Genomic DNA, 22228 nt, shown 5'->3' with positions numbered 1-22228 from the left:
AACTCGAACACCGGGCGACGACGACCGAGGACTGAGCGAAAAGACGACGACACCGATGTGGTCGAGGGCGACCCGGTCCGACAGAGCCTGCGCGCCGTGCGTGGCGGATCCGGCGAGGGAAGCCGTACGCTGATCGCGATGAACATCCACCTCAGCAGATTGGGGGTCCCGTTCCAGCAAGGTGAGTGCTGATGCGCCCCTTGACCGTGAACGAGGACTCCCGGCTTTCGCTCTGGCTGCACGTGCGCGGGTTCGCCGTGCCGCCTTCCATGATCCAGTCCGCGACCGCCCGCCGTGTCACCGGCGACTGGGCGGGAGCGTGTGTCGCGGCACACGTCGACGTCGATCTCGACCTGCGCCGCGCGGCTGGGGGTGTGGGTCCACGAGGTCTCCCACCTGCTGCGCGACCATCACGGGCGTGGCGACCGGGTCGCGGCGGAGCGGGGACCGACCGGGCCGGGGGAGCGGCTGCGGATGAACATCGCCGCGGACTTCGAGATCAACGACGACGTGTACGGGGACGGCCTGGTCCGCCCCGAGGGCGCCGTCGAACCGCGGGCCCTCGGGTTGCCCGAGGGGGAGTTCATGGAGGGCTACCTGCGCCGTTTCCGGCTCGGGCCGTACACGCAGAGCATGGTCTGGCTGGACTGCGGCAGCGGCGCCGACGGGCTGGAGCGGGAGTGGGAGCTCGGGCCGGACGGCGCGAACGGGCTCAGCCCGCAGGCACGGGACGCGGTCCGGTTCCGGGTGGCGCAGGGCATCAACGCCCGCCCGGGGAACGCCCCGCCCCGGGTCTCGGTGGTCGTCGACACCTCGGGATCGGTCAGCGACGCCGAACTGGGCAGCGCGCTCCTCGAGGTCGCCGCGATCGTCCGGGCCGTGGGCGGCCGGCGCGACCTGGTCGGGGTGCTGTCGTGCGACGCGGCGGCACAGGCCGTGCACGGACTGTGCCACGCCGGGGGAATCGCACTGGTGGGCGGTGGCGGAACGGACCTGCGTACGGGCTTCGCCGCGGCACTGCGGGCGAGACCGCGGCCGGACGTCGTCGTGGTCCTGACCGACGGCCAGACCCCCTGGCCGGACGCGCGGCCACCGTGCCGGACGGTGATGGGCCTGTTCCCCCGCGCCGGCTCATCCGGCACGGGGGACGAGGACGACCCCGACCACGTACCGGACGCACCGCCCGAATGGGCGCGGGTGGTCGCCATCGGCTGACCGTACCGGCCGGCCCGCCGGTCGTGATGAGCATGAGGAATCGCCCGCCCGAGAATGAGTAGTCATTACTCTCCTCCCCGAATTCCGCGACTGCCAGAGTTTCCCGTGTCGAAAGAATCCATTTCAAAGGGGATGACGAGAATGAAGCTCCGCACCGTCTCCGCGGGACTCGCCGTCGCGGCCGCGGCGGTCATGGCCGCCGGAGGCCCGGCGAACGCCGCCGACGGTCCTTCCGAGGACGAGATCAGGACCGCCGTTCGGCATGCCGTGTCGGGCAAGGCCACCGCCGCGGACCTCGAGATCATCAAGAACGACCCGCAGCTGGCCCGTACGGTGCCGGTGTCGGTGAAGGTGGGTGATCCGGTCGTCACCAGGGCCGACCCGCCCCAGCGGTCCGGCGACCGGGACTCCTCCGCCTCGCGCGCCGCGCTGCTGTCGTACAACCAGGTGTGCACGAACATCGACGTCCCGCTGACACTCACGTCCTGGGTGGGCACCACCATCTACACCTGGCACCACGCCTTCTCCTACTGCACGGCGAACCAGACCCCGGGCCGAGAGGCGAGCCGCGTCATCAGCGTGCGCCCGTACAACCGGGGCGACTACTTCACCGACAAGAGCGCCGTCGTCTACCCGCAGGGCCTGGCCACCGACGTGGTCAACGCCCCCGTGGGCGGGGTGATCGGGACCAACGCCACCGGGGTCGGCTCGCCCTTCTTCTCCCACATGGCGCGCTCGGTCAACCTCTGCTTCGCCCAGTTCTCCTGCTACGCCAGCAACCTGCCGCAGAGCAAGCTGACCATCGGCCGGGACAACGTCGCGGTGGCGTTCGCGTCCGCGCTGTGAGAACGACCGTCGTGAATCGGACAGGACAGGGAAACGCCATGAAGAATGTCGCCAAGAAAGCGATGACAACGGCCGGCGCCGCGGCCATCGCCGTGCTCGCCGTCCTGGGACCGTCGTCTCCGGCCGCCGCCGGCGCGTACAAGTACCTGGAGACGGCGCACGCGGCCTGCCCGTACTGGGCGACCGGAACCTACGACGACAGCTACGCCTCCACCGGCTACCGCGCCTTCGCGAACGAATGCCACACCAAGCCCTACGTCATGAGCGCGCGGGTCAGGCTCGTGACCAGTTGCTCGTGGGGGTTCACCTACCGGAGCGAGACGAAGACGATCGTCGAGGGGCGCCGGGCGAGCTTCACGAGCCCCTCGAAGAATGAGCCCGGCTGCCTGTTCGGGGTCTCCGACTACTGGCTCGAGGAGGTCTGACGCGCGTCGGCACCACTTGGGTCCCGCCCCGCGACCGGAGAGGGCGGGACCCGGTGAGACCGTGCTCGCGGCCGGCGGGACCGTGTCCGCGGCAGACGGGGCCGGTCGCCGGATCACGCGCTCGTGCCGCCGAGACGGTCGACCAGTTCCCGGCGGGTCGAGACGCCCAGCTTCGCGTAGACACGTTGGAGGTGGTTGTCCACCGTCCTGACGGAGATCGTCAGCTTGGCCGCGATGTCCTTGCTGGCCGTTCCGTCGGCGGCAAGGATCGCGATCTCCCTCTCCCTGGCCGTGAGCGGTACGGCCGCGCCCGCCGTCCGCAGCACGGGTGTCCGCGCGCCCTCGCACAGGGCGGCGCTCGCGGCCGACCGCGTCGCGGCGGCGGAGGCCCGCCGGGGGTCCCCGGAGCGGCGCCACAGCTCCGCCGCCGCGCCGGCCGCCTCCGCCGCGAGCAGGCTCGCCCCCATCCGGTCGAAGTCCCCGGCCACCGCCGACAGGCCGTCCGGGTCGCCCGAGGCCAGCGCGGCCGCCAGCCGTGCGCGGGCGACCGTGAAGGGCCCTCCGGTGCTCGCGAGCTCCGCCAGGCGGCCCGCCGCCTCGGCGGCGCCCCCGAGCCGCGCGAGGTCCGTCAGGAACACGGTCTCGGAGGAGAACTGGCCCCGCTCGCGGGCCTCGGCCGCCGCCGCCTGGAGCACCGTCCTGGCCCTGTCCTGTTCTCCCCGCGCCACGTGCGTCCACGCCTCTCCGAGCCGTTCCTCGGGCACGTGCACCGGCGCCGCGAGGCCGGTGTACTCGGCGAGGGCGGCCTCCGCCGCGCGCACGTCGCCCTGCAGCGCGGCGGCCGCCGCGAGCCCGGCGAGGGCGAGCGGACGGATGATCACTCCCTGGGGGCGGGTGTCGTGCGCGATCTCCGCGTACCAGCGGCGCGCCGAGGCCGGGCGGCCGGCCAGCCAGGCGTTGCGGGCGAGCGGGAAGACCAGGAGCGTGCGCTGCCACCCGGTCGGCGCCCCGGTCGGATCGGTGTAGGCGTGCTCGCCGGTGACGCGGGCCTCCTCCAGGCGTCCGCTCTCGGTCAGGGCCAGGACGAGGGCGGACCGCGCGGCCGCCTCCTGCGGGGTCTGGGCCCTGCTCCCGTCCCTCGCCCTCTCGCTCAGGGCCACGGCCCGCTCGGCCCAGCGCACCGCCTCCTCGCCGCGCCCCAGGAAGCACAGCGCACTGGCCCTCGTCGCGGCCGCGGCCGTCCACGCCGCCGCGCCGGCGACGTCACCCGCCGGCGGTTCCTCGTTCGGCATCCCGTCGAGCAGGCGGAGGCTCTCGGCGTGGTGACCGAGGTTGGAGAGGATGTTGGCCTCGTTCACCCGCAGCGCCCACAGGGCCGCGGGGCTCGTGACGCGGTCGCGCGCGGCGTCGTTCGCGGCGACGGCCTCCTCGCGGGCGGCGCCGCGGCGCCACATGAGGTTGTGCGTGCGCGCCAGCGCCACCGCGAGGGCGCGCTTCTCCGTGGTGGCCGCCGCGTCCGCCCCGCGCAGCATGTCCTCGGCCTCCTGCGGCCGGCCCGCCTCCGACAGCGTACGGCCGAGCAGGAGCAGCGCCGTGAAGGTCAGGTCCTCCTCGGGAATCGCCCGGAGGAAGACGAGCGCGCGGGTGTGGTCACCGCCGTACGCGGCGAGCCGGGCGGCCTGCAGGAGGAGGGCCGGATCGGCGGTGCCGGTGCCGGCGAGCCGGTAGGAGGCCAGAAGCATGGCGTCCTCCCGGCGGCGCGAGCCGGTCCGTTCCAGCCTGTCCGCCCGCTCACGCAGGATCTCCCGGCGACGCGGCTCGGTGATGTCCGAGGGCAGCACCTCCGCGTAGAGGGGATGCGCCAGGCGGACGTACGCACGCCGTCCCTCCCGTACGACGGTGACGAGCCCGGCCCGCTCCAGCTCGTCCAGGACGTCGGTGCCGGGCTCGTGTTCCAGGTCGGCGACGGACACCGGGCCGCACAGCGCGAGGACGTCGAGCACGCGGCGAGCACGCGGGGCCACCGTCGCGAGCCGGTGGCGGATCAGGTCCGTGAGGCGGCGGGTGACCGGAAGGGATTCGGCGTCCGCCAGCCGCCAGATTTCCCCGTCGTTCACCAGCCTGCCTTCCGTCAGCGCGCCGCGCACCAGTTCGCCCAGGTAGAGCGGGTTCCCCCCGCTCGCGGCGTGCAGCCGGTCGACGGTCTCGCGGTGGACGTGCCCGGCCAGGGCGCCCCGGAGCAGCTCGTTCACCTTCCGCCACGTCAGCGGTGCGAGGTCGGCGTGATGGACGGCGTCGCCCCGCCCGAGCGTCACGACGTTCTCCCCGGACGAGGAGTCCGAGTGCACCGTGCCCACCAGGAGGACGGATCCGGTCTCCATGAGCTGGCGCAGCAGCATCGCCGAGGCGGAGTCGAGCAGGTGCAGGTCGTCGACGAGCAGCACGAGGCGGGCCGTCGCGGTGTAGGCCCGTGACATGAGCCGGACCGCCGTCGCGAAGCCCACGACGGGATCAGACAGATCCACGCCGTCCGGCAGCAGATGGGCTATCGCCCCGAGAGGGATCCCGGCCGCCGCGCCGGTCGCGGCGGCGCGGCCCACGGCATGCCCCCGCAGGCTCGCGACGGCGAGGCACTCCTCCGCCAGTCGTGTCTTGCCGACGCCGGGCTCACCGAAGATGAGGAAACCGCTGTAGCCGGTTTCGTCGAGGACCGCCTCGAACGCCTTCAGCTCCGCGTCGCGCCCTACGAGGGACCATCGTCTCGGCACCACCTCTGCCGTCGCCACCGCGAGTCTCTCCTTTCATCGGACGGTCGAGCGTGTCGTACGCGGCCGCGTCGGCGGGGCCGGAGACGTCTCATGATTGTCCGTCGACATTCAATGACAGGGGAGAGGAAAGTAAGAAAAATGCCGAAAAGTCGTGAATTATTCTAGTGACGCGAGTGCCGGGCATCGATCAACACCACACCGGCGGTGAGCCTCGCGCCGAAACGATGACGGGTCACACCGTTGCCGGTGAGCCCGGTGTCCCAACCGCTCAGCCCCGTCGGCACGGCGACGACGAACCCACGACCGCATGGTCAAGTCCGGCGTGAGCCTCACTGTCCCCCTCATCGACGGCGGGAACCACACCTCAGCCCCGGGTCAGGGCCCCCACCGCCCCAGGTAGTTGGCCACCACGACGTTCCGAGGCCTGAAGAGGGCACTCATTATCAGAGCGAAGCATCCGAAGCAGTCCCTAATATCGATCTCGAAGTATCCGAGGAGGTTCCAACCTCGGAAGTGTGCCCGGGAACCGGACAGGAGGGGTGTGTGGCGTCCAGGAACGGATGGGAGGACTGGTGCGTTCGCTGCCCCGCCTGCGGAACAAGACGGATGGGGAAGTGACGTGATCGTCCCGCACGAACCCCGGCGGTGACGTCGAACCCGGGGGCTTGAATCGAGGGGATCGCCGTTCTCACGCCAGGCGATGACCGTATGGCCCCGACTACCGGTTATGCCAACATCGAGAGGGCCTGATGTCCAATACCCACCCTGAGTTTCAACTCCGTCTGCCCGACGGTGGCCCCGTCGCACGAGGCCGGTTATTGGACGAGAAGGGGGCCAACGGCAGCCAGAAGTTCGTGGTGCAGGCCGGGTCGCCGATCCGGCAGGATGTTGTGCCATCGTTTGAGAAGCGAGCCGTTTCCGCGCATAGATTCCGCCAGGAACTGATCGACGATGGTCTGATCGTGAAATCTGCAGCTTTGCCGGGTTACTTGGAGGCGGCAGGAGACATCCCTTGCGGCTCACCCTCGGCCGCCGCCGCGATCGTGCTCGGTCGTAATTCCAGCGGGTGGAAAGACTGGAAGAGCGACAGTGGGCACCCGCTCGGCGACTTTGTCGACCAGGCGGGGTGGGGGTCCAGCCGTACCTGGTTGGTCCGGGGGCCTCACATGGCCGGGCTCGATATAGTCAAGGGTCTTTGGCTTTCCAAGGGGTGGGTCAGCCTCGCGGCGGAACGACTACGCGGGGGTGTCGAGCCGGGAATGAGCAAGAATCGGTTACGCAGCCTTGTGGAGGAGGACTACGAGTCTGCTGTCGTTTACACCCAGCGAAGCCGGCTGGTCGACGACTTTCATTTCTTCCTGTCCCGCATGAAACTTGGGGACACCGTCTGCACGACCTCCAACGGCCTGCTGTACGTCGGGGAGATCACCGGCAAGGTCGAGCAGGTCGTTTCCGAGGGAGGACGGTCGAACCTGCGGCGCCCGGTGGAGTGGCAGAGCATCGGATACCCGTACGATGAATTGCCCGAAGAGCTTCGGCAGAAGCTTTCCATTCAGCGTGATGTCGTTGATATCACCTCGGTCCAGGCCCTGGTAGCCGGGCTCGGGCGGAGTGATGAGGAATTGGCCGACGAGGCACGGAACGTCGGGGATGATCCGAGTATGGAGCTCGCCGTGCTCGCCGCCCGGCGAGAGGTGGAACTTCCCGAACCGACCGAAGAGCTTGCGACCAAGCTTCTGGTGAATGACGTGGAGTGGCTGCGCGAGATACGCAATCTGCTGTCCGACGAACGGCAGCTGATCTTTTATGGGCCGCCCGGCACCGGCAAGACCTACCTGGCGCTCGAACTGGCCGAGTTCTTCGGTGGCGGACCCGAACAGATCAAGCTGGTGCAGTTTCACCCTTCGTACGCCTATGAAGATTTCTTCGAGGGCTTCCGGCCCCAGGAGGATCCAGAGACCCGGGAGGTCGCCTTCCGGCTCACCGCCGGTCCGCTCCGCGAACTTGCCGACCTTGCCTCCCGTGAGGGTAACCGGCATGTCCCACACTTTCTCCTCATCGATGAGATCAACCGGGCCAATCTGGCAAGGGTCTTCGGCGAGCTGTACTTCCTGCTGGAATACCGCAATCAGTCGGTACGACTCACCTACTCGGGTGATGATTTCCCGCTGCCGCCGAACCTGTTCGTCATCGGCACGATGAACACCGCCGATCGTTCCATCGCGCTCGTGGACGCCGCCATGCGCCGCCGCTTCGCCTTCGTCGAGCTCTCACCGCGGACCGAGCCGACCAGCGGGCTGCTCCGCCGATGGCTCGCGCGCGAGGAACGGGACACCGAGCCCGCCGACCTCCTCGACGCGCTCAACTCTCGCATCGCCGACCCGGACTTCAGGGTGGGGCCCTCGTACCTGATGAAGAAGGGCGTCTACCGCGAGGGCGGGCTTGAACGCACCTGGCGGACAAAAATCCTGCCGCTCCTGGAGGAGCACCACTACGGGGAAGGCGTGAACATCGAGCAGCGCTACGGACTGAGCTCGCTGCGCGCGGCCGTCGCGTCCCCCACGGGGACCGGTGGGCTCGGCCCGTCGTGACGGTCATCGAGCTCACCGAATACGGCGCGGGAGTCTCGGCCCCGCTCGACGACGCGGCCGGCCGGGCACTCGCGACCTCACGCCTGGTCGAGGCCGCTCCCGACCCGTACGGCCAAGGGCGGTGGCGGGTGAGGGCCGGGGGCAAGGTCGGTGTGGCCACGATCGCCGTGCCGGGCGGTGAGACGGTCACCGTGCGGATCGCGCCCAAGGTGCCCATCGCCAGGCTCCTCTTTCTCCTCGGCTACAGCCCCGGCGCCAAGGGATGGCGGAACGAGGAGGTGCAACTGGAGGAGGAGCCGGAGCTGCTGCCCGCTCTCGCCCGTCTCTTCGAGCGGCAGGCGGAGAAGGCCCTGCGTCAGGGACTGCTCCAGGGTTACCGCAACACCGAGGAGACCTCCCTCGTCGTACGGGGCCGTATCCGCGAGGCGGAGCAGATCCGCAGGCATCACGGCAGGCTCATCCCGCTGGAGATCGCCCACGACGAGTACACCTCCGACATCGCCGAGAACCAGATCCTGCGGGCCGCCTGCGAACGACTCTGTCGACTGCCCGGCGGCATTCCCGCCGACGTACGCGGCAGGCTGCTGCGACTCCGCGTCCGGCTGGCCGACGTCACCCTGCTCGGACGCGGTCAGGAGCTGCCCGGGTGGCGGCCCACCCGGCTCAACGCCCGCTACCGGAACGCCCTGCGGCTGGCCGAGCTCGTCCTGCGGGGGGCCTCCGTCGAGCACAGGCCCGGTGACGTCACCGTGAACGGCTTCCTCTTCGACATGCCCAGGGTCTTCGAGGACTTCGTCACCGTCGCCCTCCGCGAAGCGCTTGCCGACAGCGGTGGCCACTGCATGCTCCAGGCCACTCATCACCTCGATGAACATCAGGCGATCCGGATGATTCCCGACTTCGTCTGGTACGCCGACGACAACAGGCCGCTCGCCGTGGCCGACGCCAAGTACAAGGCGGAGAAGCCCGAGGGTTTCCCGGACGCAGACCTCTACCAGATGCTCGCCTACTGCACGGCGCTCGGCCTGTCGGAAGGGCACCTCGTCTACGCCAAGGGAAACGCCCCGCACGCGTCTCACCGCGTCCGGCATGCCCGCATCACCATCCACCAGCATGCGCTCGAACTCGACCAGCCGCCGGCCGGGCTGCTCGCCGAGGTGGAAGTTCTGGCTCGGAGACTCCTCGTGGTCGCACCCGCGTAGCGGTCTCGCTAGTCGAACTCGCCGTCCTTGACGCCGCCGATGAAGGTGTTCCACTGACCCGGGGTGAATCTCAGGACGGGGCCGGTGGGGTTCTTGGAGTCTCGTACGGCCTGGTCGCCGCCGGGGAGTGCCGCGACCTCGACGCAGTTCTGTCCCTCTGCCGAGCTGAGGGAGGCTTTGCGCCAGGTGAGATCGGGCTGGCTATGCTCCATGACTTTCTCCCTCACTTAAGGCTTTTGGCAAGATTTTCAATATACGTCACTGACGCGTCCGCGCTCAGCGCGGATGCGCGGAGGTAGCCGTAGCTTTTCCGGTAGTGCGCCACATCCTCCGGCTTCTCCAGAAAGAGATCACCGGCTGCGCCGACCTCCACATAGACGATGCTCGGATCCTCAGAGGTTTGGTAGTCGAGAATCGTGAACCCGCCGGTCATGGAGGTGTGCGCACCGACCGCATCCGGGAGCACCTGGATGCCGATGTTCCCGCGTTCGGCTACCCGGCATAGATTGTGGAGTTGGTCGCGCATGACGGCGATGCCGCCGACCTGCTTGCGGAGTGCGGCCTCGTCGATCACCGCCCAGAAGGTCGGTGGATCCTCGCGGTCCAGGAGTCGTTGACGAGCCAGGCGTGCCTCGGTCAGACGTTCGTTGTCGCCGGTTCCCATCACCTGGCCGCCTTTGAAAACCGCCATGGCGTAGTCGGCGGTTTGAAGCAGGCCGGGAATCAGTGTCGTCTCGAAGGTCTGGATCTCCGAGGCCTCCCATTCCAGGCCGACGAGTGCCCCACCCAGGATGTCCTTGAACTCCTCCTCCCACCATCCACGTCGACGGCTCTCTCGTGCCAGCGTGATGATGGCCTGCCGTCTGGCTTCGTCCGTCACGCCGTAGACGTCGAGCAGGTCCATGACATCGTTGATGGTCGGGCGCCGCCACTCGTCCCGTTCTATCCGGGTCACTTTGCTGGGTTGCCACCCAAGCCGCCGTGCGGCCTCCTTGGAGTCGAGGCCGGCGGATTCGCGGAACTGACGCAAGGCATTGGAAAGACGCCTTCGTCTAACTGTTGGGCTGTATGCCATGTTTCATCTTCTCCCTTGCTTTTTACGGCAATTGGTACATAGTGCTTACTGGGCTTTGTTGATTTTGAGTATTGCCGTTCCGAGGTATTCGAGGCCATCATGAGGCTAGCCTTTCCGGTGACGGAGAGTGGGTGTTACGGCGTTGAAGGTTGATGCGATGGGCAGCTTGGGGAGTTTTAAGCTGGTTTATCTGGTAAGCGAGTAACCAGAAAAAGCGTCAAATCTTCGCTTTCGCTGCATGTGTCGCTAATTGACATGCTTGCACCCGCCTGACGATTAGTCGGCAAGTAGCAGTGACGACACGAGCGTTGGCGTCCTCGGGCATGGTGACGCAACCACCAGCCCGAGGACTGAATCAGAACTCGGAGCCTTCTGACCTATGAAGAACCCTAGCTTCATCCCTCCACCCCCTGTAAGAGACGACAAGAACACCCGGGAGGCGTACCGGGATCTGCCCGCCGATCCCGAAGTGGTCGGCGCCGCGCGCCGGTTGGCGCGGGAAGCCCTCATCGCCTGGGGCATCTCCGCCGTGGCGGAGGAGGTGACCATGGTCGTGTCCGAGCTGGTGAGCAACGCGGTGGTGCACGGGAAGGCCCCGATCACGCTCTCGCTGCACCGGCACGGGCGGATCGTGTGCGGGGAGGTCGCCGACCACGGCGTTGCGTGGCCGAGCCCGCTCCCGGCGGACCCGGACCCGGACTCGGACCCGGATCTGGACCCGACCCCGGACCCGGATCCCGACTCGGAGCGCGGTCGCGGGTTGACGATCGTCGCGGCCTACGCCGACCGCTGGGGCGTCGAGCCCGCGCCGCACGGCAAGACCGTCTGGTTCGTCTGCGTGGAACCGGGGTCCCGGTGAGCGGCCCGCTGTCCGTCCTGGACATGCCGGACGACGTGCGCGTCTGTGTGCATTGCGGCACCTGTATCGTTACGCTGGCCGCCGCCGTGCGCGTGATCTGGGCCGACCTCGTGGACGACGCGATCCCGGTCGAGGTCGTCGAGCGGATCACCGCGCCGGTCACCGATGTCTGGGTCGACGTGTTGTGCGATCCGTCGTGCCCACCGGGCGATCACGAGCCCGTGATGCCATCCCCGCCGGAACCGTCGCTCACGACGGGAGGGCCGTTCAGGCGATGGCCGTCAGGCCGGGCCGGGCGGCCAGGGGCTGTTCGACGCGGGCCTGCCCGGCCTGGGGGCCGTCGGCGCAGCAGACCTGCACGCCTTCCAGGCCGCGTGAGGCCACGGCGCCGGCGAAGCCGCTCTGGGCGCGCTGACCGGGCCCGTATCCGGCGGTGACCAGTTCGGCGTTGCGGTCGACCAGGGCGACCTCCCTGTGGCCGAGGTCGGCCAGGTGCTCGACGCATCTGGCGATCAGCGTCTCGTAGTCGATGTCCACCCAGGACATCTCCTCGGGGTGGCCGGTGCGGCCGATGCCGGCGAACGGCAGGCCGCTGTGCCGCAGGCGGGCGACGCGTTCGCCCTCGAGCCGGATCTCAATGAGGATGACGCCGTCCACCCGCCGGCCGGTGACGACGCGCTCGAACGACCGGTCGTGCTCGCCGGCGGACGGCGAGAGCAGGACATCCAGGTCGGCGCGGGCGGCGGCGTCCACCACGCTGGCCACGAAGTCGAGCCGCATGCCGGTCGGGCGTCGGCTGGCGGGCGGGATGACCAGCCCGATGGTGCGGGTCCGGCCCTCCTTCAAGGCCCGGGCGGCGGTGTCGGGCCGGTGGCCGAGTTCGCCGATGACCGCCTGGACGCGCCGCTCGGTCCCCGGCGACACCGGGCGCCTGCCGCTGAGCGCGTAGGAGACGGTGCTGCGTGACCCGCCGGCCCGCTGGGCGATCTCCCCGATGTTCCCCCGAGTTCCTTCGATCCGCTGATGACGATCATCGTGAATCGAATCGGTTCGTATATCGCCGACTGCCGGATCCCCGCGACGAGGATGTGTCGGCGCGCGCAGCCCGCACGACTTCTTCGAAGAGTGTGCCGTACGTCCATTGACGTCCCAGGCGGGACAGGCCTATGTTCTGTCGAACCGATTCGCAGAATCGGTTCGACCGGATCGGGGACCGTCGCACCACCCCCTCAGCGGAGGTAGATCAATGAGTTCAGCGGCAGCGAGCCGGCGTGTCGCCGGCGCGGGCCTGGCGGTCCTGGCCGCCGCGGGCGGGCTGGTGGCCTGCTCGTCGTCCGGCAGCGGTGACGGGAGCACGAGCGGCGCGAGCCCGGCGGCGGGAGGCGGGACCTACACGATCTGGGACCCCTACCCGCAGTACGACGGGAGCTCCCCGTGGGTGAGACTGCTGGAGACATGCGGCACCCAGGCGGGCGTGAAGGTGGAGCGCACCGGCTACGACACCGGCGACCTGACCAACAAAGCACTGCTGGCCGCTCAGCAGGGCAACTCCCCGGACGTGCTCATCGTGGACAACCCGGTGGTCTCGACCCTGGCCGAGGCCGGCGTGCTGACGACGACCGAGGACAACAGGCTCGACGTGTCGGCGATCGCGCCGAACCTGCTGTCGGCCGGGCAGAGCGGCGGCAAGACCTACGGCGTCCCGATCGGCGCCAACACGCTCGCGCTCTACTACAACAAGGACGTCCTGAAGAAGGCCGGGGTGGACATCGCCACGGTGAAGGACTGGGCGTCCCTGACCGCGGCCCTGGAGAAGGTCAAGGCCGCCGGCAAGAAGGGCATCACGTTCTCGGCGATAGCCACCGAGGAGGGCAGCTTCCAGTTCCTGCCCTGGTTCTGGGGAGCCGGCGGGAACCTGACCAGGCTCGACTCGCCCGAGGGCGTCTCGGCCGTGGCGCTGTGGAGCGACTGGCTGAAGAAGGGCCACGCCCCCAACTCCGTCATCAACAACACCCAGACCACCAGCTGGCAGGAGTTCGCGAGCGGCGACTACGCCTTCGCCGAGAACGGCACCTGGCAGCTGGCGAACGCCGGGAAGACCGGCTTCGCGTACGGCGTCATCCCGATTCCCGGCAAGGACGGCGGCACCGCGCCCGCCCCGACCGGGGGCGAGTTCGTCAGCGTGCCCGTGCAGTCCGACGCCGGTCGCTACACCACCTCCCAGAAGCTGGTGACCTGCCTGTCCAGCGGTGAGAACTCACTCGCCACGACCACCGCCCTGTCCTACGTCGCTCCGACGGAGCAGGTGCAGGCCGAGCAGGTCGAGCGGAACCCGGAGCTGAAGGTGTGGGTGGAGGCGGTCAAGGCCGCCAAGGGCCGCACCGGTGACGACCTGGGCACCAAGTACCCGAAGATCTCCGAGCCGATGTGGGGCGCCGTGCAGGCGGCGCTGAGCGGGTCGACGTCGCCCCAGGAGGCGATGACCGCGGCCCAGTCCGCGGCGGCGAGCGCGATCCGATAGCCGGCATGAGCCGAGTGACGAGGACATCGGTGACGCGGACATCGGCGCGTTCCGCCCGGACGGCCTCGAAGGGCCACCGGGAGGTACGCGGCCGGTCGGGTCAGTGGACGGCGTGGGCGTTCCTGGCCCCCGTCGTCCTCTACCTGATGATCTTCTACGCCTACCCGCTCTACCGCAACGTCGAGCTGAGCCTGCATGACTACACCGTGCGCTCCTTCGTGCGGGGCGACGCCCCCTTCGCCGGGCTCGGCAACTACGCCAAGGTGTTCGCCGACGCCACCTTCGTGCCGGCGCTGTGGCACACCGTGGTCTTCACGCTGGTGTCCCTGGCCTTCCAGTTCACGATCGGGCTGGCGCTGGCGCTGTTCTTCGCGAAGAACTTCCGGCTGTCGGCCACGCTGCGGGCACTGTTCCTGGTGCCGTGGCTGCTGCCGCTGATCGTGTCCGCCTCGACCTGGTCGTGGATGCTCAACAGTGACTCAGGCGTGGTCAACGCCGCTCTGAGCTGGATGGGCGTCGGGCCGGTGAACTGGCTGACCTCGCCGGACTGGGCACTGTGGTCGGTCGTCATCGCCAACGTCTGGATCGGCGTCCCGTTCAACCTCGTCGTGCTCTACTCGGGTCTGCGGGCGATCCCCGCAGCCGTCCACGAGGCCGCCGCGCTGGACGGGGCGAACGCCTGGCAGCGGTTCTGGAAGGTGACCTTCCCCCTGCTGCGGCCGGTGTCGGCGATCACCGTCCTGCTCGGCCTGGTCTACACCCTGAAGGTGTTCGACATCATCTGGATCATGACCAAGGGCGGCCCGAGCGGAGCGTCCACCACGTTCGCCACCTGGTCCTACCGGCTGGGCTTCGGCAATCTGGTGCCCTCCTTCGGAGCCGGTGCCGCGGTGGGCAACCTGCTGATCGTGACGGCCCTCGTCTTCGGCCTGGTCCACATCCGCGTGCAGCGACGGCAGGCCCTGACATGAGACACCTCAGAACCGTGGTCGGGCTGGCGCTGACGGCCGTGATGCTGTTCCCGGTCTACTGGATGATCAATGTGTCGTTCACCCGCGACGGCGCCATGCGCAAGAGCCCGCCGGACCTCTTCCCGGTCGACGGCACCCTGGACGGCTACCGGGCCGTGCTCGACCAGCAGCTTCCCTACCTCGGCACCAGCCTGATCGTCGGGCTCGGCACCGTGGTGCTGACCCTGCTGCTCGCGGCACCGGCCGCGTACTCGCTGGCCTGGCTGCGCCCGCGCGGCGGTGGCGTGCTGAGCTTCGTGCTGCTGATCGCGCAGATGATCCCCGGGATCATCATGGCGATGGGCTTCTACGCCGTCTTCCTGTCCGCCGGCGTGCTCAACACGGTCCCCGGGCTGATCGTGGCCGACTCCACCCTCGCCGTGCCGTTCGCCGTGCTGGTCCTGACCACGTTCATGACCGGCATCCCGGAGGAACTGCTGCAGGCGGCCCGCGTCGACGGCGCCGGAGCGGTCCGCACCTTCGTCTCGGTCGTCCTGCCGGTCTCCCGTAACTCGATCGTCACGGTGTCGCTGTTCGCGTTCCTGTGGGCCTGGTCGGACTTCGTCTTCGCCTCCACCCTCGACCAGGGCGGCGACCACCAGCCCATCACGCTGGGCATCTACCACTACATCGGCAACAACAACCAGGACTGGAACGCCATCATGGCCACCGCCGTGGTCGCCTCCGTCCCGGCCACCGTCCTGCTGGTGATCGCTCAGCGCTACGTGGCCGCCGGCGTCACCGCCGGGGCCGTCAAGGATTGAGAAGGGACCCTCGTCTCATGCCCACCGCCGTTTCCGGCCCGGTGTTCTCCCTGCGGGAGATCCCGTTCAGCCACCGCGGATCCTGGTTCTGCTTCTCACCCGTGGTGGCCGAGAAGACCTACGCCCAGGACGTGCACCTGGTCTCCCACCAGACCGGCATGCACCCGATCCTGCGACTGGTCCCCACCGCGGAGGCCGCCGTCACGGCCACCCCGCACGAGCTCACCTGGAGCGCCGGCGACGGGCGGATCCGTCTCGCCTACGACGGCGCCGACACCGTACGCGTCCAGGGCCGCGGCCTCGGGCTGCGCGTGCTGGCGGCCGATCCCGTCCTGACGCCGTTCAGCGGCCCGTACCTCTACCGGGATCCCGTCGACGACTCGTTCGTCCTCACCGTCTACCAGACCGGCCGCCGCTACCGGATCACAGTGCTGGCGGGGGCCGCCGAGCCGCTCGGCGTGCAGGCGCTCGGCACCGCCGAACGCGGCGTGGCCCTGGACGGCGAGTGGGAGATCGCGATCGAGGAGTACGAGACCGCCCGCGCCCCCTACACCGCCGCGGACACCTTCGAGCAGGTGTCGAAGGCCGTCCGTGCCGGGTTCGACGCGTTCGCCGACGCGGTCGCACCGTGGCGCGGCGACCACACGCCCGCCGCCGAACTGGCCGCCTACGTGCTGTGGTCGGCCACCGTGCGCCCGGCCGGGTTCGTCACCCGGCCGGCCGTGCTGATGTCGAAGCACTGGATGGACAAGGTGTGGAGCTGGGACCACTGCTTCAACGCCATCGCCCTCGCGGACGGCCTTCCCGAGCTGGCCTGGGACCAGTTCCACCTGCCCTTCGACCACCAGGACGACGCCGGCGCGCTGCCCGACTCCGTCACCCATTCGGAGGTCCTCCACAACTTCGTCAAGCCGCCCGTCCACGGCTGGGCCCTGGGCCGCCTGCCCGGGGACGTGCCGCGGGGGACCTACGAGCTGCTGGAGCGCTGGACCACCTTCTGGTTGACGGCCCGCCGCGCCCCGGGACACGAGTTGCCGCACTACCAGCACGGCAACGACAGCGGCTGGGACAACGCCACCACCTTCGACCCCGAGCGTGTCGTCGAGACCGCCGACCTGGCCGCCTTCCTCGTGCTCCAGATGCGCGAGCTGGCCCGTCTCGCCCCCGATCCCGGCAGGGCGGCGCACTGGTCCGGCGCCGCCGACCGGATGCGGGACGCGCTGCTGGCCGAGCTGTGGACGGGGGACCGGTTCGTCGCGCGCGCCGTCCGCTCGGGACGCACCTGGTCCACCTCCAGCCTGCTCGACCTCATGCCCGTCGTGCTGGGCGGTGAACTGCCCGAACCGGTGCGCGCCGCCCTGGCCGCCCGCATCGAGTCCCACCTCACCGCGTTCGGGCCCGCCACCGAGCACCCCGCCTCCGAGCACTACCGCGACGACGGTTACTGGCGCGGGCCGGTCTGGGCTCCGTCGACCGTGCTCATCGAGGACGGCCTGCGCCGGGCCGGCCACATCGCCCTGGCCGACGAGATCAGCGCCCGCTTCCGCCGGCTGTGCGAGCGGTCCGGCTTCGCGGAGAACTTCGACGCGCGCACCGGCGAGGGGCTGCGCGACCGCGCCTACACCTGGACGGCCAGCGCCTACCTCATCCTGGCCGCCGACCACGAGCGGCGCAGGCAGCGATCGTGACGCCGTCTCGGGCACCTCCCGGTGCTATGTCGAACCGTTTCGGTTAAAGCCCATCAATGGCTTGTAATACCTACGCATATGACTGATAGCTTCCGGTTTTAACGCTTACGATCTTGTCGAATCGATTCGCGGAGTTGTAGTACTTACTGCCGATCGGCTGGAGCGGTCCGCCCCGCCCCCGCTCCCGGTCGTCCCCGGTGTGCCCCCCGGCGAATCCCGGCATCCCCACCACCGCCCAGCGGAGCGTCTCGCCACCCCCCACCGCCAAGGAGTCATGGGTGAACATCACCTCACCACGCCATCCCGAAGGCCGCCGTCCGCCCGCCGGCCAGCTGATCGTCGGTCCCAGCTGCGCCTGCGTGCCCTCGGTCACCTACGCCTGGTGGACCACCTACCTGGACTTCATCCGCGCCAACGACGTCGTCCCGGACATCATCAGCTGGCACTCCCTGCCCGGCGACCCGGTGGCCGACGTCGCGGCGGCCAACGCGACGCTGGACGCACGCGGCATCCCGCACCCCCGCCCGTACCAGATCAACGCGTACGCCGACCCCGACGAGCAGAATCCGGGCGACGGCTCCTGGTACATCGCCCGGCTGGAGCGGGCCGGCGCGGACGGCCTGCGCGCCAACTGGGCCAGCAGCGGCAGTACCCCTGTGAGGGCGGCGACCAGCAGATGTGGAACTTCCGTCCGGTCTCCGGAGCGGCGAACACCTACACTGTGGTCAATCGGCAGAGCGGCAAGTGCCTCGACGTCAGCGCGCTGTCGACGGCAGACGGCGCTCCCGTCCACCAGTGGACCTGCGTCGACGGGGCGCAGAACCAGCAGTTCACCCTCCGCGAGGTCACCTACGCCGCCAACGATCCCCGGTTGACGGCCCAGGACCTCCTCGCCGACCGCCTTCGGCGTCTCCCCGCCTCATTGCCGGATCAAGCAGAACGGATGTCCCGCCGGATCGGCGTAGATCCGCCAGCTCCGCCCGCCGGAACCCTCGTCCAGCACCGTCGCTCCCCGGGCGAGCACCTGCTCCTGGGCCCGCTCCAGGTCCGTGACACCGAAGTCCAGATGGAACTGCTGGGGCCGGGCCGGGTCGGGCCACGACGGCGGCCTGTGGTCCGCCACCCGCTGAAAGGCGAGGATCAGGCCGGACGGTGCGTGCAACGTCGCCCAGTCCTCGTCGAGGGACCATCGCCGATCCGGCTGGTCGACGATCCCACCGAGCACCGAACGGTAGAACTCGGCGAGTTCCGCCGGAGCGGAGCAGTCCAGCACCACACACTGCAGATCGGCAATCATGGGTGGATCCTAGGTGGCCGTCGGGACCGACTCGCCTCGCACTCCGAGGCGTGTTCCCTCTCTCCGGTCGCCGCTCGGTCCACAAGGCCGCACCACGACGAACGGGCGGGGGTCATCGGGGACGTACGCGCTGTTCGCTATCGGGCGTTGCCGGGGATCGGAGGCCGGCGAGGCCCTCGAAGGCCGTCGACGCCGTTCTCGGCCGCGAGGGCTTCTCTCACGCCCGCTTCTTCGGGAGCGCCGATCTCGGTGAAGATGCTCAATGCCCGCTGCCACGACTCGGTGGCCCCGGGGTGTCTCATCCGGTGCAGGGCGTCACCCATGCCCCGGTGGGCGCGGGCCTGCTCGTAGAGGTGACCGATGCCTTCGGCCAGCGTCAGGGCCTGGCGATGGTGGTCGAGAGCCTCGGCCGGTTTGCCCGTGGCGCACGCGGCCTGCCCCATGCCGTTGAGGACGGTGGCCTTGGTGATGGGGTCGCCTATTTCGTCGACCATGGCCAGGGCCTGCCGGTGATGATCCAGAGCTTCCGGATAACGGCCCAGCCGCAGATAGAAATTGCCGAAATCACCCAACGTCTCGGCCTGGCTGGAGCGACTCCCCGTTTCACGGCTGAGCGCGAGGGACTGCTGGTAGCAGGGCAGGGCCTCCTGGTAGCGGCGCAACCCCGTGTAGGCGACCCCGAGGTTGTTCAGCACGTCGACCTCCCAATCGCGGTCACCGATCCGGCGGGCGACGGCGAGCGCCAGCAGGGAGTGGCTCACCGCGAGCTCGTACGACCCCAGCCTGCCGTAGGTGTAGCCGAGACTGCCCAACGCCCGGCTCTCGGTCACCTGGTCACCGATGTCGCGTCCGCAGGCCAGGGCCTGTTCCTGGTAACGCAGGGCTAGGCGGTAGCGTCCCGTCCGCTCGTGGTTGATACCGAGGTTCAACAGGCTACGGCCTTCTCGTTGGCGGTTCCCGGTCTCACGGGACAAAGCGAGGCTTCGCTCCAGGTAACCGTTCGACCGCTCGTAATCCCCCGTCACCGCACACGTGACGCCGAGATTGATCAAAGCGCGGCTCTGCATGACACGATCGCCGGCCTGGGAGGCGAGGTCGAGTGCTTGCCGGTGGTGCCGGAGGGCTTGCTCGTACTGCCCTTTCCTCCAGAACATGATGCCGAGATTGATGAGCATCTGGATGCGCGCGTTCTGGTCGCCGAGCCGCCGGGCGATGTCGGAGGCATGACCGTGGAGGGTCAACGCCTCGCTGTAGTGGGCATGGTGGTAGAGGTACTGCCACAGGGTCATGGACATGTCGACGGCCCAGGTGTCGTGAACGGTGAGGGCCGCGGCCACGAGGTTGCCGCGCTCGGCGTCCAGCCAGGCGGCCGCCCGGTCACGGGTGGTGATGGCAGGCGGTTCCGCCGAGGACGAAGGTTCGGAGAAGGGCTGATGAGAGCCGCCCTGGCCGAGGGTCCGCACGGCGAGGGTCGCGGCGGTCAGGTAGTAGGCGCGCAGGCGGTCCGCGGCGGCGTTGCGCTCGCCTTCGGACTCGGTGGCCCGGCAGGTCTGCTGGGCGTAGTCGCGCAGCAGGTCGTGGAAGCCGTAGCGGTCGGCGGTGTGCTGCTGCAGGAGGTGGGCGTCCAGCAGTTCCTCCAGCGTGCTCTCGGCCTCCGTCAGGGACGAGCCGGTGAGGGCCGCGGCCGCGTGGGCGTCGAAGTCGTCGCCCGGAACGAGGCCGAGCAGCCGGAACATCCGTTGCTGGACGGCGGTCAACTGCTCGTAGGACACCGTGAAGGCGGCGGCGACATCGTGGTCACCGGCGCGCAGCTCCCGCAGCCTGCGCCGCTGGTCGCCCAACCGGACGGCCAGGTCCCGCACCGTCCAGGCGGGACGGTGGAGCAGCCGGGCGGCGGCGATCCGCAGTGCCAGCGGCAGGCGACCGCAGAGATCGGCGACCTCGTCGATCGCCTGTCGTTCCGCGTGGGCGCGCTCGGCGCCGACGATCCGGACGAACAGGGCGACGGCCTCGGCCCGCGACAGCACGTCCAGGGAGAGCACCGTGACGTCGTCCAGGTCCGCCAGCCGCCGCCTGCTGGTGATCACGATGTGACTGCCCGGCCGGCCCAGGAGCAGCGGCCGCACCTGGCCGGCGGTGGCGGCGTTGTCCAGCACGACGAGCATCCGGCGGCCGGCCGCCGCCGATCGCCACAGGGCGGCGGCCTCCTCGATGTCGTCGGGAATCTTCTCCCGCGCCGTGCCCGTCGCGCGCAGCAGGGTACGCAGGGCCTCGAGAGGGGGGACCGGCCGCCTGCCGGGAGTGTGGCCGTGCAGGTCCAGGAAGAGCTGTCCGTCGGGGAAGAGGTCGGCCAGCCGGTGGGCCACGTGGACGGCCAGCGCGGTCTTGCCCACGCCGGCCATTCCGTCGATCGCCTCGATGACCACCGCCGAGTCCGTGTCCTTGACCGCCCCCCGCACCAGTCGCTCGATCTCGTCGTCCCGGCTGGTGAAGTCACCGATGGCCCGTGGTAGCTGGCACACCCCGGCCCCCTCGGGGGCGGGGGGCGGACCGTCGGGAGGCGCCGCCGAGTCGGCGGTGGTGTGCGCTGCCGTCCGCTCGTCCTCCGACGTGACGGCCGGCGCGGTCAGGTGGAGTCCCGGATCGGTCGCCAGGACGCGCTGGTGCAACCGCTGAAGGTCCGGACCCGGCTCGGTGCCCAGGTCGGTGTTGAGGACCCGGCGCAGATCGCGAAAGACGGTCAGTGTCTCGGACTGCCTGCCGACGCGGTACAGCGCGAGCATCAGTTGCCCGTGCAGCGGTTCGTGCAGGGGGTGGTCGGCCACCAGCCGGCGCAACTCACCGATCAGCTCGGCGTGGCGGCCCAACGCCAGATCGGCTGAGATCCGCTCGACCAGAACGGCCAGGCGCTGCTCGTCCAGCGCGGTTCCCTCGGTCGCCTGCAGTTCGGCAGCGGTGCCGGTCAGGGCGGGGCCCCGCCACAGCGCCAGCGCGTGATGAAAACGCTCCGCCGCCCGTGGGATGTCGCCTGCCGCCAGAAGCCGCCGGCCCTCCGAGGTCGCGGTGAGGAACGCCTCCAGATCCGAATCGCCCGGGGGGAACCGCAGACAGTACCCGGTGGGCATACGCAGCAAGGCGTCGAAGTCGCTCAGCAGGCGGCGCAGCGACCACACGTAGTTGTGCAGGCGCTTCCGGGCCGAGGCCGGATGGTCGGTTCCCCACAACGCGGTCAGCAGCTGATGCTGGGAGACGGTCCTCCCGGCGTTCATGACCAGAACCGCCAGCAGCGTCCGTTGTTTCTCGCCGACGACCGTGAGCGGATGTCCGTCGCGCCACAACTCCACCGGCCCCAGCACGCGGAATCGCAACGTCGTCCTCCTCTGAAGCCGATGTGTCCGCGGGAGCTCCACCCGAACGCGGACACCGGTTGCTACGCGTTGACGACCAGAGTAATTGATCTCTTCCGCGCCCGATCTGGTTGAGATCTCCGAGGACGGGTCACCTGCGCTTCACCTGGAAGATCAGCCGTTGGAAGACCACCGCACATCCCAGGGGCGTGCTCTTCCAAGCGCTCGGCAGGGGCTCCGGCTCGGGAGGCCGAGCCGCGGTCCCGCACTGCCCGGCGCGTTCGGCGACACGGGATCGGGACGCACGGCGTCCCGGGGGCGTTCGGGGTTCCCGGCGCGCCGCCGACGGCCATGCGGACGAACGTGCCCCCGCGCTGCACGCCGGCCTCGCGGCGTGATGGTTCACCGCCTCGTCCCGGCCGGGACGGGGCACGCAGAACAAGATCGAGACAACTGATAGGACAAGTCCGAGAGTGCGATCTGGGAGCGTGAGGATCCCGGCAGGGCGGGAGGGGCGGTCGGCGGAGTACCGGCCGGCCCCGAGCAGGTGCGAGAAGTGGATGGCTTCGTCGGAGGTGGGATCGGGTTGGCTGATAGGGCTGGGGCGACGGTTTTGTTGT

General features: G+C 69.6%; 17 protein-coding genes and 1 pseudogene. 12 read left to right on the top strand and 6 right to left on the bottom strand.

What is annotated here, in order from left to right:
- The 4 genes from AB0G16_RS36190 to AB0G16_RS36175 form a co-directional block, all read left to right on the top strand.
- Nucleotides 1-192 (top strand): hypothetical protein (locus AB0G16_RS36190; RefSeq protein ID WP_362815185.1); only part of this gene is annotated, 192 nt, incomplete at its 5' end.
- Nucleotides 193-321: 129 nt separating this feature from the next.
- Nucleotides 322-1215, top strand: a complete 894-nt coding sequence (locus AB0G16_RS36185) for a VWA-like domain-containing protein (protein ID WP_362815183.1) — start codon at nt 322-324, stop codon at nt 1213-1215.
- 141 nt (nt 1216-1356) lie between these two features.
- Nucleotides 1357-2061: a hypothetical protein gene (locus AB0G16_RS36180; protein ID WP_362815181.1), complete on the top strand. Its 705-nt coding sequence runs from the start codon at nt 1357-1359 to the stop codon at nt 2059-2061.
- Nucleotides 2062-2099: 38 nt separating this feature from the next.
- Nucleotides 2100-2486, top strand: a complete 387-nt coding sequence (locus tag AB0G16_RS36175; RefSeq protein ID WP_362815179.1) for a hypothetical protein — start codon at nt 2100-2102, stop codon at nt 2484-2486.
- A 113-nt stretch (nt 2487-2599) separates the two neighbouring features.
- On the opposite strand, the gene AB0G16_RS36170 is transcribed toward AB0G16_RS36175, so the two are convergent.
- Nucleotides 2600-5272 (bottom strand): LuxR C-terminal-related transcriptional regulator, encoded by a 2673-nt coding sequence (locus tag AB0G16_RS36170; RefSeq protein ID WP_362815177.1) that lies wholly within the window; start codon nt 5270-5272, stop codon nt 2600-2602.
- 731 nt (nt 5273-6003) lie between these two features.
- Here AB0G16_RS36170 and AB0G16_RS36165 point away from each other — a divergent pair.
- Both AB0G16_RS36165 and AB0G16_RS36160 read left to right on the top strand, forming a co-directional pair.
- A complete protein-coding gene (locus AB0G16_RS36165; protein WP_362815175.1) occupies nt 6004-7845 on the top strand; it encodes a DUF4357 domain-containing protein in 1842 nt (613 codons plus the stop codon).
- A complete protein-coding gene (locus AB0G16_RS36160; RefSeq protein ID WP_362815173.1) occupies nt 7842-9047 on the top strand; it encodes a hypothetical protein in 1206 nt (401 codons plus the stop codon). The genes AB0G16_RS36165 and AB0G16_RS36160 overlap by 4 nt, the downstream gene beginning before the upstream one ends.
- Before the next feature lie 8 nt (nt 9048-9055).
- Here AB0G16_RS36160 and AB0G16_RS36155 read toward each other — a convergent pair whose 3' ends face one another.
- Nucleotides 9056-9259, bottom strand: a complete 204-nt coding sequence (locus tag AB0G16_RS36155; RefSeq protein ID WP_362815171.1) for a DUF397 domain-containing protein — start codon at nt 9257-9259, stop codon at nt 9056-9058.
- Nucleotides 9260-9270: 11 nt separating this feature from the next.
- Nucleotides 9271-10122 (bottom strand): helix-turn-helix transcriptional regulator, encoded by an 852-nt coding sequence (locus AB0G16_RS36150; protein ID WP_362815169.1) that lies wholly within the window; start codon nt 10120-10122, stop codon nt 9271-9273.
- A 379-nt stretch (nt 10123-10501) separates the two neighbouring features.
- On the opposite strand from AB0G16_RS36150, the gene AB0G16_RS36145 reads away from it, so the two are divergent.
- Nucleotides 10502-10981 carry an ATP-binding protein gene (locus AB0G16_RS36145; RefSeq protein ID WP_362815167.1) on the top strand — a complete coding sequence of 160 codons (480 nt, stop codon included), beginning with the start codon at nt 10502-10504 and terminating at the stop codon, nt 10979-10981.
- A 267-nt stretch (nt 10982-11248) separates the two neighbouring features.
- Here AB0G16_RS36145 and AB0G16_RS36140 read toward each other — a convergent pair whose 3' ends face one another.
- The gene (locus AB0G16_RS36140; protein ID WP_362815187.1) at nt 11249-11968 is read right to left on the bottom strand and encodes a LacI family DNA-binding transcriptional regulator; all 720 of its coding nucleotides are present in this window, start codon (nt 11966-11968) and stop codon (nt 11249-11251) included.
- Nucleotides 11969-12227: 259 nt separating this feature from the next.
- Between AB0G16_RS36140 and AB0G16_RS36135 the strand changes: the two genes are divergently transcribed.
- From AB0G16_RS36135 to AB0G16_RS36115, 5 genes and pseudogenes are all read left to right on the top strand, one after another.
- Nucleotides 12228-13502, top strand: a complete 1275-nt coding sequence (locus AB0G16_RS36135; protein ID WP_362815165.1) for an extracellular solute-binding protein — start codon at nt 12228-12230, stop codon at nt 13500-13502.
- 29 nt (nt 13503-13531) lie between these two features.
- On the top strand, nt 13532-14473 hold the full coding sequence (locus AB0G16_RS36130; protein ID WP_362815163.1) for a sugar ABC transporter permease: 942 nt from the start codon (nt 13532-13534) through the stop codon (nt 14471-14473).
- Nucleotides 14470-15276, top strand: a complete 807-nt coding sequence (locus AB0G16_RS36125) for a carbohydrate ABC transporter permease (RefSeq protein ID WP_362815161.1) — start codon at nt 14470-14472, stop codon at nt 15274-15276. Before AB0G16_RS36130 ends, AB0G16_RS36125 begins: the two co-directional genes overlap by 4 nt.
- A gap of 17 nt (nt 15277-15293) precedes the next feature.
- Nucleotides 15294-16964 carry a hypothetical protein gene (locus AB0G16_RS36120; protein WP_362815159.1) on the top strand — a complete coding sequence of 557 codons (1671 nt, stop codon included), beginning with the start codon at nt 15294-15296 and terminating at the stop codon, nt 16962-16964.
- A 274-nt stretch (nt 16965-17238) separates the two neighbouring features.
- Nucleotides 17239-17751, top strand: a pseudogene (locus AB0G16_RS36115) (RICIN domain-containing protein); the annotation flags it as partial.
- Nucleotides 17752-17883: 132 nt separating this feature from the next.
- Here the strand turns inward: AB0G16_RS36115 and AB0G16_RS36110 are convergent.
- Both AB0G16_RS36110 and AB0G16_RS36105 read right to left on the bottom strand, forming a co-directional pair.
- The gene (locus AB0G16_RS36110; RefSeq protein WP_362815157.1) at nt 17884-18261 is read right to left on the bottom strand and encodes a VOC family protein; all 378 of its coding nucleotides are present in this window, start codon (nt 18259-18261) and stop codon (nt 17884-17886) included.
- Nucleotides 18262-18398: 137 nt separating this feature from the next.
- Entirely contained in the window at nt 18399-21629 is a 3231-nt protein-coding gene (locus AB0G16_RS36105) for a tetratricopeptide repeat protein (RefSeq protein ID WP_362815155.1), read from the bottom strand.
- Between the last annotated feature and the right edge of the window lie 599 nt (nt 21630-22228).

It is taken from the genome of Streptosporangium sp. NPDC023615 (genome assembly GCF_040640155.1).
GTDB lineage: Bacteria > Actinomycetota > Actinomycetes > Streptosporangiales > Streptosporangiaceae > Streptosporangium.
This window is presented reverse-complemented; position numbering and strand designations above follow the sequence as displayed.

Coding starts and splice junctions, on each gene's coding strand:
- AB0G16_RS36180 (WP_362815181.1), top strand. CDS start 1,357: ATGAAGCTCCGCACCGTCTCCGCGGGACTCGCCGTCGCGGCCGCGGCG.
- AB0G16_RS36175 (WP_362815179.1), top strand. CDS start 2,100: ATGAAGAATGTCGCCAAGAAAGCGATGACAACGGCCGGCGCCGCGGCC.
- AB0G16_RS36165 (WP_362815175.1), top strand. CDS start 6,004: ATGTCCAATACCCACCCTGAGTTTCAACTCCGTCTGCCCGACGGTGGC.
- AB0G16_RS36155 (WP_362815171.1), bottom strand. CDS start 9,259: ATGGAGCATAGCCAGCCCGATCTCACCTGGCGCAAAGCCTCCCTCAGC.
- AB0G16_RS36150 (WP_362815169.1), bottom strand. CDS start 10,122: ATGGCATACAGCCCAACAGTTAGACGAAGGCGTCTTTCCAATGCCTTG.
- AB0G16_RS36145 (WP_362815167.1), top strand. CDS start 10,502: ATGAAGAACCCTAGCTTCATCCCTCCACCCCCTGTAAGAGACGACAAG.
- AB0G16_RS36135 (WP_362815165.1), top strand. CDS start 12,228: ATGAGTTCAGCGGCAGCGAGCCGGCGTGTCGCCGGCGCGGGCCTGGCG.
- AB0G16_RS36125 (WP_362815161.1), top strand. CDS start 14,470: ATGAGACACCTCAGAACCGTGGTCGGGCTGGCGCTGACGGCCGTGATG.
- AB0G16_RS36120 (WP_362815159.1), top strand. CDS start 15,294: ATGCCCACCGCCGTTTCCGGCCCGGTGTTCTCCCTGCGGGAGATCCCG.
- AB0G16_RS36110 (WP_362815157.1), bottom strand. CDS start 18,261: ATGATTGCCGATCTGCAGTGTGTGGTGCTGGACTGCTCCGCTCCGGCG.